Source organism: Nonlabens tegetincola (assembly GCF_002117085.1).
Taxonomy (GTDB): Bacteria; Bacteroidota; Bacteroidia; order Flavobacteriales; family Flavobacteriaceae; genus Nonlabens; species Nonlabens tegetincola.
In genome coordinates this window covers 1,695,166-1,709,893 of record NZ_CP019342.1, presented here as the reverse complement: position 1 = coordinate 1,709,893, position 14,728 = coordinate 1,695,166, and the positions used below count along the sequence as shown (strand labels likewise).

Genomic DNA, 14,728 nt, shown 5'->3' with positions numbered 1-14,728 from the left:
TAAAAACTTAAAGTTTAAATGCAAAGTTGGTATATAAAAAACCGAACTAGTTCAACTAGTTCGGTTTTAATATGAGAAATTGATATTCTAATTTTTTATGAACTGGGCAGAATAATTGTGACTAGAGGTCTGTACTTTAATTAAGTAAACACCTTTTGCTATTGAATCTAAACCTTGCACACGAGTTTTGTTAGAGTCAATTTTTTCAGATTTAACTAATTTTCCTGACACGTCATAAATACTAAGTTGTGCATTTTCAAACTCTACAGAGTTTAATTCTACATTTAATATTCCTGAACTTAATGGATTAGGGTATATTGATAGTGCGTTGCTATTCGTAATGTCGCCCTGTGTCAATGTTGAATTTTGAAAAACTAACTCAAATCTATTGCTGTCTACACTAGCATTATCTGATGGTGAAATTTGAAAATTAATTAATGTACTATTGTTCATGTTTAATGGATGAAGTTGAGAAGTATAAGTATCTCTTAAGTAAACTTGATTTCCATTTAAGTCATCAACTGATATTTCAAAAGTATAATCAGTAACTAAATAGTTTGATATGTGTAAAGGAATAACTTCATCCAATGTAGGTAGAACACGTCTTTCAATACTTAGTTTTTGGGAACCTTTGTCAATGCTTATGTTGGCATTTAATCCATTTACTTTTACGGCATCGTCAAGATTTATATTATTATCGTATTGATCGTTAAATTCAATATATAAACCATCACTTTCTGATTGATTGGCTTGTAATCTCGAAGTTTGATAAAGCTTTACAAATACAAATTCAGAATTTAAATTAGATCTAAAGACACCTGCGTTTGAGGAACCTATTATTTTGTTAGTTTCTTCGATCATTACATTTGGATTTGTTGTAGTAGCAGTCATAAATACCGCTTGTCCAGGCTCTAGTACTTGGGTAGTATTTCCTACAGTTCCTACTCCTGAAGTCATGTCAATAGTAGAGTAAGTTCCTCTAGGTCCAATTGTTGGATCCCAGTAATACATGTCATTTCCTACACCAGATTTAGTCACAGTACTTAAATCGAGTTTTGCTTGGTAAGGATTTGCCATTGAGAAAAACTCTCCCGTGTTTAATGTTGGGCTACTAGTAAAAGAGCCTGTATGTAAATTTCCTCTAGCTCTTAAGGTAGTTGCTGTTACTGCAGCAGTATTGTTGGACAAATCTGTATTTCTATCACCTCTAATCATTATGCGATAAAAGGTTCCTGGAACAAATTGTTCTGTTTTAGTATTTGAAACAGCATCCCAAGTCTGAGAATTACTTATCCATTTGAATAAACTAGGGTTACCACTTGACGTTTCATCTAATCCAGTAGTTGAGTTAACCGTTCCTATCGTTCCAGCTGTTCCGGTTATATGAGTACCAAAACCTGATAGAGCCGAACCGCTTTCTTGCCACCCGTCAAAAACGGTCGAACCACTTACAGTAGGACCTATAAATCGGAACGCTCTATTACCAGCTGGAATAAACTGTTCTACTGTAACTTCACCTGTTATTGAAGCTCCTGTACCTAGTGTATTAAATACCGCGGTATGTTGTGCATTGCTCTTAAATACTAGATTATTATTGGTATTCAAGTTTCCATTAAGAACTTCCAATGATTTTTGTATGTCTAAAGTTCCTAACAATTCTACACCACCAGTATTATTTGCTTTTAAATGGTCAATAGATCCATTACCAGTTATAAATTGCTGGGCATTTGCATCGAGTTCTATAGAATACTCACCAATAATTTCACCATTTACATCTGCATTTCCTTTAATGCTTACTGTGTTATTATTGACCATGAGTGTGGACTCATCATCCATATAAAGATTATTAAATTCTGCTACGTCATTAAGTATAGCAGTATTACCATCATTGATATAAAGATTATTACTGCTGCTTATTGAGGACGATGGATCATTTGTCCAGGATGTTCCATCCCAAAGATAAACTACGGATTCGCAAGAGGTTGATAAGGTAAATCCATCTCTTGTTACCGATCCATCAGATGTGAACACCAAGGTTATACAACCGCTGGTTGTTGTTGCGGCAATTGAAGTGTGCAATAGGTCTCCAGAACCGTTTGCAGGAGAGTCATTACGATCCCAACACCACGCGTTTCCTCCATTAGGCGGTGCGATTATAGTTCCTGAAGTAGAATCTCCGTCATAAATTGTTAAACCATCATAACATCCAGATCCATTATTTTCAATGTTAAATTCAGAAAAGTTGATAACCACCTTTTCTCCTGGTGTGTTTGGACAGATTGTATATACTTGATTTTCATTATCACCGTATTCCGCACCAGTTCCTCCTGAATCAGCAAGACTTGCTCCACACCAATCGGCACTGGTAGTTACGTTTAAAACTTGAAAACTACTTGCACAATTTGCTCTTACATAGATGTCATAAGAAGTGTTTTGACTAAGGTTAGAAAGAGTATGTGGAATAGAAAATACATTGGCAGTACCTACTGCAGGTACAGCGGCTCCAGAATTCACGATTACTACTTCCCATTGGTTACCTGCAGGACTATTATTCTCTAACCAGCTTATGGTAACTGAATCAGATGTAATAGCATCGGTTTGAAGATTAGAAATATTACTACAGCCTGGCGTTGAAACCGCAATGGTGTAATCTTCAACTTCACCATACGTAAAGGTTTCACAAGAAGTAGAAATGGTATCATATTGCATGATAACGCGCATTCTTGTAGTACCAGATAATGCGTTTGAAGGAATTGTAATGGACCCTGAAGCAGGAGTGCCTGTGGTGTTTCTTTCCGTATACACAGTTTCATCTTGGTCATCAAAATCTCCATCTTGGTTGAAATCTATGAAGACAGAATATCCTTCTGTGTAGGCAGCTCCGTTCCAAGTAGGAGTAATAGTAATTGGATAACTAGAACCAGGATCAACATTAGCTATTAAATTAGTATAATCGCCGTAACCACCAGTTTCAGCAGTTGTAGAATTATCGATAGAACTAAATTGAACGCGACTTATAAACTCATCTGATTGATCTGTACCATAGGATTCACAGTACGTCACAACAGTTGTAGAAAAAGTGATGACAGAACTGTAAGAGCTTTGTGAACTACTACATACACTTCTTACTCTTAATTCGTAAGTGGTAGATGATGTCAATCCGGTAAGTAAATATTCTGCTCTATTTGTACTTGCGGTATTCCATGTTGATGTTCCGCTTTCGCGAAAGCTTACCTCATAGCCAGCACCAGGAATAGCATCCCAATTTATAAAAGCACTTGAATGAGTAGCGTTTACTGCGGTTACATTAGTAGGAGTAGTTGCTACGCAAGGTGCGTTACTTGCAAGTCCAGTGACAATTAATGAGAAATTCTGGCTACCTGTGGCAAGAGAGCCTTTGTGCGTTACTGTAATGGTGTAACTGCCAGAAGGATTATCAACATCAATACGCTCATATGGATCTCTGTCATTATCGCCTTTACCATTTGTGGTTACTCCTGTTAATCTCCATGGAGTGAATGTATCGTTGTTTTGAGTAATTCTTATGTCAAGATCGTTAATCAGTTTTGGACTATTATCGTTAACATTAGTTGTTGCAGTACCAGGTAAATCAGTCCAAGATATTGATGCTTGTAGCGTGTCAAAGTTGTTAGAATTTACAACTATTTGATACGATTGACCTGAACTTAATGAAAGCTCTGAAATTATAGATGTGTCGCCGTTTGCAGTAATAACTTCTGCAGCTTTTTTAGCATTTAATAATCCCCAACCGAATACTGCATCTGGTCCACTAGTGCCTGCGTCATCTGCGGTGTGTAATGCCAATCCTTTTAAAGTAGCGGCACGCATGAATGCATTATTTACATCGTTATAGTGTTCTTGAAGTAATAAAAGAGAACCAGCAACATTAGGTGATGCCATGGATGTACCACTTATACTATCGTAGTCATTGTCGCTTGATTCAAAAGTAGAGTAAACACCTGTACCATTTCCTGTAATGTCTGGTTTGATGCGTAAATCATCTGTAGGTCCTTCACTAGAGCTAGTGTTTATGGAAACACTAGATAAACTACCATCGGGATTCACAATTGCGTCTCGAGCATTTGCTACAACCAAATTATTTTTTGAAGTTTTGAATCCTGTTAATTTATCATATTGGCCATTGTTATCAAGAGGAGCGTTATTTGCTGTGTTATCATTACCGTCATTACCGGCTGCTGTCACCATCAAGTAGTATGGTGTATTGTAAAGTAAATCGTCCCAATCCCTAGAAACATCTATATATCCTCCAAAAAGATAATCTGGTAACTGTGCGTTTCCATTTTGATCTCTAGCTGCATATCCATAGGAATGGTTTGATATAAGCATTCCTTGTTGTGATGCTGTTAATGCTTCAACATAGTCATTGTTCCAATCGTAGCCTACTGCGCTAGCACTAGGTGCCATTCCTTTTGCATCTGCTTGAGCTCCATAGGCGATTATGGTTCCTGTAACATGTGCTGCATGAAAGTCTAATGAGGTCGTAGCGTCTCCTACAGAGAAACGATTTGATCCACCAGGTCCATCGTATTCTACGTGTGTTGTCCTTGCCACACCACCATCCCAAACGTGTGCTACTAAATTTTGACCATCCAGATCGAGGTTAAGACCACCATTGGCATGTAGAAAATTGGTTCTTGTACTGCGTGCAGCATCGGTGTTATAAGTGGTATAATAAACAGGAACTCCGTTAATGATTCTTTGTATCTCGAATAACCTACCATCTTCAGTTTGGGTTTTTACTTTCAGGTTATTTTGGTTTGTGAAGTTTTGTACGGCTTCGCTTTGCTTTTCGTTTTCAGCAACAGCTTGTTTTTTGAGTTGTTCTAGTGCTTGCTGATTCGAATTTCTAACTATAACCTCTTTTTGTTTAAGAGTTTGGGAAAAACTAAGGAAGCTCATCAAACTAAATATGAGCAGTATAGATAGAGTAATTGTTTGTTTCATAGGGATTATTAGTTGACATTCAATAATATCCAAGAAACACGATAAACGCAATTAAATTTAGGACGAAATGCGTTAAAATATTCTCTTTTCGTTTTAATATGTTGATTTTCAATTTATTGAATGGTTATTAAATTGGATAAATTGTAATTAAACCGTGTAGTTTAACGATTTTTTAACATCAGTTAAAACCTTGAAATATTGTAGTTTAGAGGTCTGATATTATCAATATGAAAGAATATTTTGATGTGAATAGAGCCACTTGGAATAAGAAGGCTATTGCACATTATGAAGGAGATTTTTATGATAGGGACGCTTTCGCGAAAGCGAAAAATTCATTGAACTCTTATGAAATCAAAGCACTAGGTGATGTAACAGGGAAATCGATGCTTCATTTACAATGTCATTTTGGTCAAGATTCACTGAGCTGGGTTCATCTAGGAGCAAATGTGACTGGCATAGATATATCGGACGAGGCTATTGAAATTGCTAAAAATTTAAGTGCAAATTTGAACTTACCAGCTAATTTTATAAGATGTAACGTTCTAGACACGAGTTCCTATGTGAATGACACATTTGATATTGTGTTTACTAGTTATGGTGTGATAGGCTGGTTGCCAGATTTAAAGCCTTGGGCGCAAATGATCGCACAGCGGCTTAATAAAGGTGGTGTTTTTTATATCGTAGAATTTCATCCCATTGCGTGGATGTTTGACTACACCACAAAACCTGCAATCATGAAATATCATTATAGTCAACAAGAGGTAATTTACGAGGAATATAAAGGAACCTATGGCTCTTCAAAATCTGATATGATTTCTAAAGAGTACGGCTGGAATCATTCATTAAGTGAGGTTATACAAGCGCTTATAAATGCAGGGTTGACTATTGATTATTTTAATGAACATGATGGAAGTCCTTATGAAGTCTTTCCCAATATGTATAAAGGTAATGATGAACTATTTTATTTAAACGAACAACTTTATCCTTTAATATTTGAGATTAAAGCTGTCAAACCAAATTAAAATTTAATCTCCAGTGTTGCGTAGTAATTGCGATTGGGACTAGGTATAATTCCTGGTCCTGGATATCCTGTTGCTCTCCTTGTAAAATACGCCTGATCAAATAGATTATTTATTCCTGTTTCTAGCTTGAAACGCCCTAACTTATAACTAGCTGATACATCCATTACTTGGTAACTAGGGATAGCGCCTATAACACCGCTAAGATTTCCTTCTTGAGCATTTGATGCATCGGTAAATTGTTGTGATAAATGCGTAAACTGAATACTAGAGGTAAAGTTTTTGTAGCCAAATTTTAATCCGGTTTTAAAGTTTAAACTAGGAACAAACTCCAATTCATTGCCTTCAATTCCATTAACATCGCTAGATACATATTCCGACTGAATAAGCGATGTATTGAAGAATAGATTTGCTACATAAGAATTGTTCTTAATGAAGAGTTCGTTTAGATTAAAATCAACTAATGATTCTATACCATATATGATGGCATTACCTACATTTCCTCTTTCTGTTTTTACACTACCATCATTTTGAGCACGTTGAACAAATCCGATCCTGTCGTTGTAGAAAAGGGTGAAAATATTGGCATCGTATGAAAAAACATTCTTGTAATTTCCTCTTACTCCTAGATCACCAGTAAATCCTTTTTCGTCAGAAATATTGGGATTAATTGTAAATGCTGGGTTGACAGTATTTATATCGGCAAAGGTGACAGATCGGTAATTTTGTGAGAAATTTCCATAAAACTCGATATTCTTATTAAGCTTGTAACTGGAACCTATTCCTACTAATAAGAAGCTACGTTCGTTAGTTAAGTCTTCACTTACCCGTTCTCTCAATATTACATTTCCTGCAGCATCGGTATTGATTCTTTCAAAAAATCCATCACTTTCTGTTTTAATGTATTCTAATCTAAAACCTGGAGTTACAGACCATTTATCATTAATGTAGAAGATGTTTTCACCAAATAAAGACAGGTTTAAATTAGGGTTACTGTAGGCATTTTGATTAGGGTAATTAGGAAAGCGGTCTGTCTGAAATTCAAAATTTGGATCACTGCCTTCACTTCCAGGACCTTGTTGCGAACTATTGTCTGCATTGTAATATTTTGAACCTAATAGAAGGATAGACTTTTTTCCAGCCAATTTGTATTCAGTCAAAAACTTTAGTTCTATCCCATAATTTTTAAAATCGTTTTTTATCAAATCTCTTTCCTCACCAGGATCAATGGAGCTCACTCTATTAGAGCGATAACCTAACGCATCTCTACTGGCATCCAATCCGAAAAGGCTAGCACTCAACCTCGTACTATTTGAAAATTTATGATCTATTCTCAAATTCCAAAGTAACCAATCTACTTCAAACCAGTTTCTACTTCGATTACTTTGATACGGATTTTCTTCAAACATGGCATCGGTAAGTCCACCTGCTTGTTGGGCAATATAATTCAATAGGGTTACTTCACCAGTAACGCTAGTTTTATCATTAAAGTCATAACCTAATTTTGTAAATAGATTACGAGAATTAAAACCGGAATTTGGTCTAAAACCATCACCTTCTTTATAATTAAAATAGGTGTAATAACTAAGCTTATTCAAAGTACCACCGGCACTTGTGAAATTGGTGTACAAGCCGTTGTTACCTATTGTGTTTCTGGTAACTAGTTCAAGTTTTTTATTCTTTGGAGCAGATTTCATTTTGAAATTAACCAATCCGCCAAACTGAGTACCGTATTGTAAGGACGCGGCACCTCTTATAATTTGAATTTGCTCTAGACCTTCAGCCGGTGGTGCGTAATAACTTTCTGGGTATCCTAGAACATCAGCACTTATATCATAACCATTTTGCCTGGTGTTAAAATTTGATGTTCTATTAGGGTCTAATCCACGACCACCAATGTTTAATTGTAATCCTGCATCATCATTTTGATAAATATTTAATCCAGTTACTTGAGCATATATTTGTCTAGCGTTGTTGGATGCCAGATTAGCGGTTGATTGATTAACTAAAACCACCTCATTTTTTTTACCGGCATATATAGAAGTTCCTTCAACATCTTTAAGACGCTGAAGCTCAAAAATTTTCGCTTTTCGTGCATTGATTTCAACCTCAGTTAGTGTAGATCCTAACGGAGATAAGGTAAAATTGAATGTGCTTTTTTGATTGAGGTTGATCGTTGTCTCAACACTTTCATATTCAAATGCATACAAAACCACTTCAAGAACTTGTTGCTCAGTTGTGAAATTATACTCACCCTTAATATTTGTAGTAGCAAGAGTTTTTCCTGTTTTTTCATAGATGGTAACACCTGCAACAGGTTTACCAGTATCAACAGAAGTGATAATACCAGTTACAGTTGTTTGTGATATAACTGCAAGAGGTAACAACAACGCTATGATATAACTATAAGCCTTTAATCTCATCATTAAATGGAATTATCCAGTTTTTGTTTTTAAATGATTCTTTTTCCTTGGTCAAGTCTATTTCTGGATCAATAAACCTAGTGCTTCTCCTACCATTAAGGGCTACATAACTATCTACATAGATAGCAATATTAGAATGGCCCTGTTTAGTAAAATGATCCTCTAAAAAATGAGCGTATTCCAAGATAAAATCAGGTTGAAAACTCATTTGTTTAATTTGGAACGAACTCAAAAAATCAGTGTTGTCCACCATAAAACTTTCTCCCGATTTTTTGTCTACGACCTTAAAAGAGGTGTAACCTACCTTTTCAATTAACATCACACGCCATGAGAATCTAAAACCTTGTTCATGCCAGAATAACTCTCCGGGATATAGTAAATGTCTAAATGGTAGTAGCAGTTGTATAGCTATAACTGTGCTCACAACGATCAAGTTTACTCGTGATGGTTTATAAGATATCGGTTTAGGTTTGATCCAGGCTTTTATTTTTTCAGGTATTATGTTCTTGATTAAAGCTAGTACTTGCTCGTGGAATGATGCGTCAAAAAAGATGAGAGCACTCACAATCATTACATAAGGGAACATACCGATTGGAAATAAAACTCGTGTGAATACATGGAAAATGATAACCAATATATAAGCAAACCACCTTGTTCTTTTATATAATAGAAGGAATGGAATGGTTAAATCGTATAACATACCAGACCAGCTCATGGCGTAATAGAACCAATCCTGTTGCATTAAGTTTTCGCCAATAAACGCAAGATCATATTTAGATTTTAGCCAGATTTTTAATGGCATTGCTCGCAGTAACCAATCAGAATTAATTTTGGCCAGACCAGCATAAAAATACACTATCGATATCAATACTTTTAAGCTCAATATAGTCCATCGAGGAATGGAGTGTGGTGATGGTTTTTTATTCGCTTTCGCGAAAGCGTAATTATCAATACTAAATCGTCTACCAGCAGGCAAAAAAATAAGTACAAAACTGACTACACTAATAAAATAATAATGATTGAGATAAGTAGTTTTGTCCATAAGTTCTATGTAAGTAAAACTCAGGAAGAACGTGACGATCGCCCATTTGTATTTCCAGCCTAGCGCTACAATGAGAGCGCTTAAACCACAAATGAAGAAAATGAGGTAAGTAAAATTACCCATTGGTTTTACCCATTCAAACCCGTAATAGGAAAAATGAAATTTAGGTTCTAGATATAGTTTTTCAATCCAGCCATTACTCCAAAATCGGATAATACTCAAAAACATCATTATACCAAATCCTATCCTAAAAACAGCCAGTGGCGCTGAATTTGTAGGTTGTAATAAATAGGATTTAATCTGTTCTTTCATGGGCTGCAAAAGTAAAAGCTGATTTCCTAACTTGTTGAAAGAAAATCAGCTTTTATCACTTGGTAGTTTTACATTTTGTTAATCACCATCGGCATCAACATAATCAACATTAATATTTAATAACTGTAACATGTCAACTTTTAGTAATACTACAGCTCTTTGCAATTCATCATAAGTTTGCAACATTGCAGTATTATTGGTGTTCACTTGAGATGAAAGATTAGCGTCAAGAGTACTTAATTGATTTTGTGCAGTCTCGAACTGATTACTTATCTCTGTAGACAAAGAATTGTTGGCATCGGTTTCACTAGCCGTAACATAATCTGAAAGGCTTAATCCTGTAGTTGAGCTGTTATAGTGTTGTCCTATAAAAAACTGTCTAACAGCGTTTAAAGCTGTTGTCGCTAGTTGTTTACTATATACTTCACTGTATAACCCTTCTACACGATCTGGTAAAGAACTGCTAGAAAATATTCCTGCTGGAATCCCTATTTTGTTTGCTCTTAATCCTTTTTCATAATAAAAAATGAAATCATTAACAAGTCTATTCAATGCGCTAGTAGCTGTATTTTCTGTACTATTCACAAATGAATCTCTAAAACCGTTATTCCAATCATCAAGAACCTCCTGAGTAAGAGATTTCATTGCCGCCGACAGGTCAATTAAATATTGCTTGTTAAGGCTAGCATTACTATCAGTAGTATAAAAGTCTATAATCTCCTGATCATCATTTCCTGTTCCGTATATCATATATTCAACAGCAGGAAAACCAACAGCATCATTATTATTTACAGCATTCAAATCGGCATTTCCATCTAAAATGTTGTTTTGAATATCTGTTACATTCGTTGGATAAACATTCATTTTAAAAGCTAGTTGAACCTCTTCAGCTTTTCCAATGTTATACATCTCAACATATTGCCAGGTTGTATAGGCATTTAACCATGCTGTTCTAGTCGCATTTAAACCAGCAAGATCTGGTGAAGTGCTAAAGCTTGCTATTTCATTTTCCAGTATGGCTAAATCATTGTTTAAATCTGTGAATGCAGGAATGATTAAATTATCAGCAATATTCGTCATCATTCCAGACCTGTCAAAGTTATTTTGATTACCGTTATCACTAGAATCATCACTTGAATCGCATGATATTAAAGCAATCATTGTAATGAATAAAATTCCAATTTTTTTCATATTGTTATAATGGTACTTTATAAATTTTAGTTCTACGTCGGTTGGATAGATGAGTTATTACTAATAATCTAATTAATTGTGTGCTTCTTCAATAGTAAAGTCAAATCTTGAAGCAATATCAGCTGCCATAGCGTCAATCTCAGCATCTGTTAGATCCCAAAAACCATTACCGTCTAGCAGTGTGTTAATAAATGCATCCACTTCTGTTTTAGAGAAATATGGTATTTCACTATTAGGTTGTCTAGTAAATTGTAGGCTGTAGATAAAACCAAATCCTTCTGATAGATCGTGTAGTCCAGCAGCTGGATTTGCACCTCGAGTTTCTTTACCATCAATTAGATAGAAAACAGCCATTCTAGCAATCACTGTAGAAACTTTTTCTCTAATAATATTGGCTTGTTGATCTCTAAGATCATAATCACCAGCTACGATGGCAGCTCTACCTAATTTGAATGCGTCATAGATATCTTGAGCGATACCAGTAAAGTCTGCATCTCCTTCTGTTCTTTCCAAATACTTATTTAAAAATGAATCAACATCTAGAACTGGGTTTAACGCATTGTCAACACCATATAAGTATCCAAACGCTTCATCCCACTTATGCTCCATATTGGTGTAGTTCTTATCAGTTACCAATACACCGTTAGTATTGTCTTCGCGATTTGTTCCCGCATCTAATACAGATGTTGATAGATAATTATTAAGCATTTGATCGGTCATCAAAGCACCTATTAAACCTTTAGCTACTGCTTGATCATATTCTAGACCATCTTCATTAAAGTATCTTACGGTTCCACCACCAGCTTCCTGTAATTGTCCGGCCACACCAGGTCTAGCTGTTGTGCTTACCCATGCGCCGTTATCGTATAATTCGTTTACCTGGCTTGAAATCCAACCATCAAAATCAGCTCTTATGTTAGATTGATCTACAGAGTTAGAAGAGAAATAGTCAGAACTAGCGGCTACTTTGGAACGCACACTTTTTGTACTGGAATTTAAAGCAGGATCAGAAAAGTTGTTTTGCCCTTGAGTATGGTCAAATTGAGCCTGTAATGTATTTAAAGAAGTAGAAGGGTCTTTCAATCCATCTAGAACTTCCTCGGCCATAAGTATTCTATCAGTTTGACCAGAATATGAAACACTAGTTTGTCCATTTCTTTCAAACGAATAATTACTAGGAGCGTTTACACTTGTGATTGTATCATCATCATTATCACAGCTTATTATCATCGTAGCTGTTGCAGCAGCAAGAAGAAGTTTAGGAATAAATTTCATTTAATATAATTTAGACTTAATTAAAATAATTCCATGCAAAAATATTACCCTTATTTAGAATAAATAAAGATAATTTAGTTTTTTTAGGTTTAATTTTTAAGTTACTGATAAATAGTGTTTTAATTTCAATTTTTTCCTCTAATACAGGTGTTTATTGCATAAGTATCTATAATTTCTAAAGCTCATGCCCGTCAAATTTTTATCTATTTTGATACTTGTGGACGATCAATTTTTCCAAAATACCAGTAACTGTCAAGATTTGTTGTCTAATATATTAGCTTATAAAAGCTAATTATCTTCTACAATATCAAACAACTAAAAGGTCCTTCTTTACATATCTAAAGCACAAATTAATTAACTATATTTGCATGCAATTAATTCTAATTGCATGATTTCCCACGATTCAAAATTTTTAGGAGAAGGACTTACTTATGACGATGTTCTTCTTGTTCCGGCATACAGTGAGGTTTTACCTAGAGAGGTAAGTATTAAAACCCAATTTACACGTAACATATCGCTCAATACTCCAGTTGTAAGTGCTGCTATGGATACAGTTACTGAAAGCCGCATGGCTATTGCAATGGCGCAAGAAGGAGGAATCGGAGTATTGCATAAAAACATGACTATAGAAGCGCAAGCTCAAAAAGTACGTCGTGTGAAACGTGCGGAAAGCGGAATGATTATCGATCCTGTTACATTAACTATTGAAGCAACAATAGGCGATGCTAAAGCAAGTATGCGTGAGCATTCAATTGGTGGTATTCCTATTGTTGATGAACAAGGATTTATAAAAGGAATCGTTACTAATAGAGATCTAAGGTTTGAAAAGGATAACGAAAAACCTGTAACTGAGGTAATGACTTCAGAAAACTTAATTACTGCAAAACAAGGTACAAGCCTTGAAGATGCTGAGGAAATTCTACAAGAACATAAAATTGAAAAGCTGCTAGTAGTTGACGATGAAAATAAATTGATCGGTCTTATTACTTTTAGAGATATCACAAAACTTACGTTAAAACCTAATGCAAATAAGGATGAGTACGGTAGGTTAAGAGTGGCAGCTGCAATAGGTGTTACACATGATGCTGTAGATAGAGCTGCTGCATTAGTAAAAGCAGGAGTTGACGCTGTTGTAATTGATACAGCACATGGGCATACAAAAGGTGTAGTTGAAGTTTTAAAAACTGTAAAAAAGCAATTTCCTGATCTAGATGTGGTTGTAGGTAATGTAGCTACTGGTGAGGCTGCTAAATATCTTGCTGATGCTGGTGCCGATGCAGTCAAAGTTGGTATAGGGCCAGGTTCTATATGTACCACTCGAGTGGTGGCAGGTGTAGGTTTTCCTCAACTTAGTGCGGTAATGGAAGTAGCTCATGCATTAAAAGGAACAGGAGTTCCAGTTATAGCCGATGGTGGAATACGCTATACAGGAGATATTCCAAAAGCTATCGCAGCAGGAGCAGACTGTGTAATGCTAGGTTCATTACTAGCAGGAACGACAGAGTCTCCTGGTGAAACCATTATTTACGACGGACGTAAATTTAAATCTTATCGTGGAATGGGATCGGTTGAAGCTATGCAACACGGTTCCAAAGACCGATATTTCCAAGATGTAGAGGATGATATTAAAAAACTAGTTCCTGAAGGAATCGTAGGAAGAGTTCCTTTTAAAGGAGATCTAGTTGAAAGCATGACGCAATTTATAGGAGGCTTGCGAGCTGGAATGGGTTATTGTGGTGCAGGAGATATCCATGCTCTTAAATCAAGTGGGAAGTTCGTTAAAATAACTGCCGCCGGTGTTCACGAAAGTCATCCTCATGATGTGACAATTACTAAAGAAGCTCCTAATTATAGTCGTAAGTAATATGAAAATTATTTGCATAGGGAGAAATTATACGGAACACATCGCCGAGCTGGAAAATGAAAAGCCTGCAGAGCCTGTAGTGTTTCTTAAACCAGATACTTCAATCTTATTACACAAACAACCTTTCTTTATACCAGAATGGACAAACGACGTACACCATGAGGTAGAGGTTGTTGTAAAAATCAATCGAATAGGTAAGTATATAGAACCTCAATTTGCTCATAAATATTACGACGAAGTGGGACTAGGAATTGATTTTACAGCTCGTGACGTACAATCGAATTGCAAGAAAAAGGGATTACCATGGGAAAAGGCTAAAGCATTTGATGGAGCTGCTGTGGTATCACGCGATTTTATAAACAAGGAAAATCTAGGAGATCTCGATAATCTAAAATTTCAGTTATATAAAAATGAGCAACTGCAGCAGGATGGAGATACATCTCACATGCTATGGAAAATAGATGAGCTCATAGCTTATGTATCTCAGTTTTTCACTCTTAAAATAGGCGATTTGATTTTTACTGGAACTCCAGCAGGAGTTTCTAGAGTTCAAGAGAACGATGTACTTACAGGAACATTAGCAGGTCATGAAATGTTCCGCATTAAAGTAAAATAA

General features: G+C 35.6%; 8 protein-coding genes. 3 read left to right on the top strand and 5 right to left on the bottom strand.

Features of this window, described 5'->3' with window-relative positions; all coding sequences use genetic code 11:
* Positions 1-87: 87 nt before the first annotated feature.
* Positions 88-4,986, bottom strand: a complete 4,899-nt coding sequence (locus BST91_RS08140; protein WP_157546929.1) for a S8 family serine peptidase — start codon at positions 4,984-4,986, stop codon at positions 88-90.
* A gap of 227 nt (positions 4,987-5,213) precedes the next feature.
* Here BST91_RS08140 and BST91_RS08135 point away from each other — a divergent pair, with 227 nt between their 5' ends.
* A complete protein-coding gene (locus BST91_RS08135) occupies positions 5,214-6,008 on the top strand; it encodes a class I SAM-dependent methyltransferase (RefSeq protein WP_085775090.1) in 795 nt (264 codons plus the stop codon).
* Here the strand turns inward: BST91_RS08135 and BST91_RS08130 are convergent.
* The 4 genes from BST91_RS08130 to BST91_RS08115 all read right to left on the bottom strand — a co-directional run bounded on the left by BST91_RS08130 (position 6,005) and on the right by BST91_RS08115 (position 12,248).
* Complete coding sequence (locus BST91_RS08130) at positions 6,005-8,431, bottom strand: TonB-dependent receptor domain-containing protein (protein ID WP_317043026.1); 2,427 nt, start codon at positions 8,429-8,431, stop codon at positions 6,005-6,007. The genes BST91_RS08135 and BST91_RS08130 overlap by 4 nt on opposite strands.
* On the bottom strand, positions 8,409-9,782 hold the full coding sequence (locus tag BST91_RS08125; protein WP_085775088.1) for an HTTM domain-containing protein: 1,374 nt from the start codon (positions 9,780-9,782) through the stop codon (positions 8,409-8,411). Before BST91_RS08125 ends, BST91_RS08130 begins: the two co-directional genes overlap by 23 nt.
* A 78-nt stretch (positions 9,783-9,860) precedes the next feature.
* Positions 9,861-10,973, bottom strand: coding sequence for an imelysin family protein (locus BST91_RS08120; RefSeq protein WP_042277731.1), 1,113 nt, complete (start codon positions 10,971-10,973; stop codon positions 9,861-9,863).
* Positions 10,974-11,045: 72 nt separating this feature from the next.
* Positions 11,046-12,248: a DUF4856 domain-containing protein gene (locus BST91_RS08115; RefSeq protein WP_317043025.1), complete on the bottom strand. Its 1,203-nt coding sequence runs from the start codon at positions 12,246-12,248 to the stop codon at positions 11,046-11,048.
* A 388-nt stretch (positions 12,249-12,636) separates the two neighbouring features.
* On the opposite strand from BST91_RS08115, the gene guaB reads away from it, so the two are divergent.
* Both guaB and BST91_RS08105 read left to right on the top strand, forming a co-directional pair.
* Positions 12,637-14,112 carry an IMP dehydrogenase gene (gene guaB / locus BST91_RS08110; RefSeq protein WP_085775087.1) on the top strand — a complete coding sequence of 492 codons (1,476 nt, stop codon included), beginning with the start codon at positions 12,637-12,639 and terminating at the stop codon, positions 14,110-14,112.
* Position 14,113: 1 nt separating this feature from the next.
* Complete coding sequence (locus BST91_RS08105) at positions 14,114-14,728, top strand: fumarylacetoacetate hydrolase family protein (RefSeq protein WP_085775086.1); 615 nt, start codon at positions 14,114-14,116, stop codon at positions 14,726-14,728.

What these genes read in the sequence shown, in the direction of transcription:
- BST91_RS08140 (WP_157546929.1), bottom strand. Translation starts at nt 4,986, where the DNA reads ATGAAACAAACAATTACTCTATCTATACTGCTCATATTTAGTTTGATG.
- BST91_RS08130 (WP_317043026.1), bottom strand. Translation starts at nt 8,431, where the DNA reads ATGATGAGATTAAAGGCTTATAGTTATATCATAGCGTTGTTGTTACCT.
- BST91_RS08105 (WP_085775086.1), top strand. Translation starts at nt 14,114, where the DNA reads ATGAAAATTATTTGCATAGGGAGAAATTATACGGAACACATCGCCGAG.
- BST91_RS08115 (WP_317043025.1), bottom strand. Translation starts at nt 12,248, where the DNA reads ATGAAATTTATTCCTAAACTTCTTCTTGCTGCTGCAACAGCTACGATG.
- BST91_RS08120 (WP_042277731.1), bottom strand. Translation starts at nt 10,973, where the DNA reads ATGAAAAAAATTGGAATTTTATTCATTACAATGATTGCTTTAATATCA.
- BST91_RS08125 (WP_085775088.1), bottom strand. Translation starts at nt 9,782, where the DNA reads ATGAAAGAACAGATTAAATCCTATTTATTACAACCTACAAATTCAGCG.
- guaB (WP_085775087.1), top strand. Translation starts at nt 12,637, where the DNA reads ATGATTTCCCACGATTCAAAATTTTTAGGAGAAGGACTTACTTATGAC.
- BST91_RS08135 (WP_085775090.1), top strand. Translation starts at nt 5,214, where the DNA reads ATGAAAGAATATTTTGATGTGAATAGAGCCACTTGGAATAAGAAGGCT.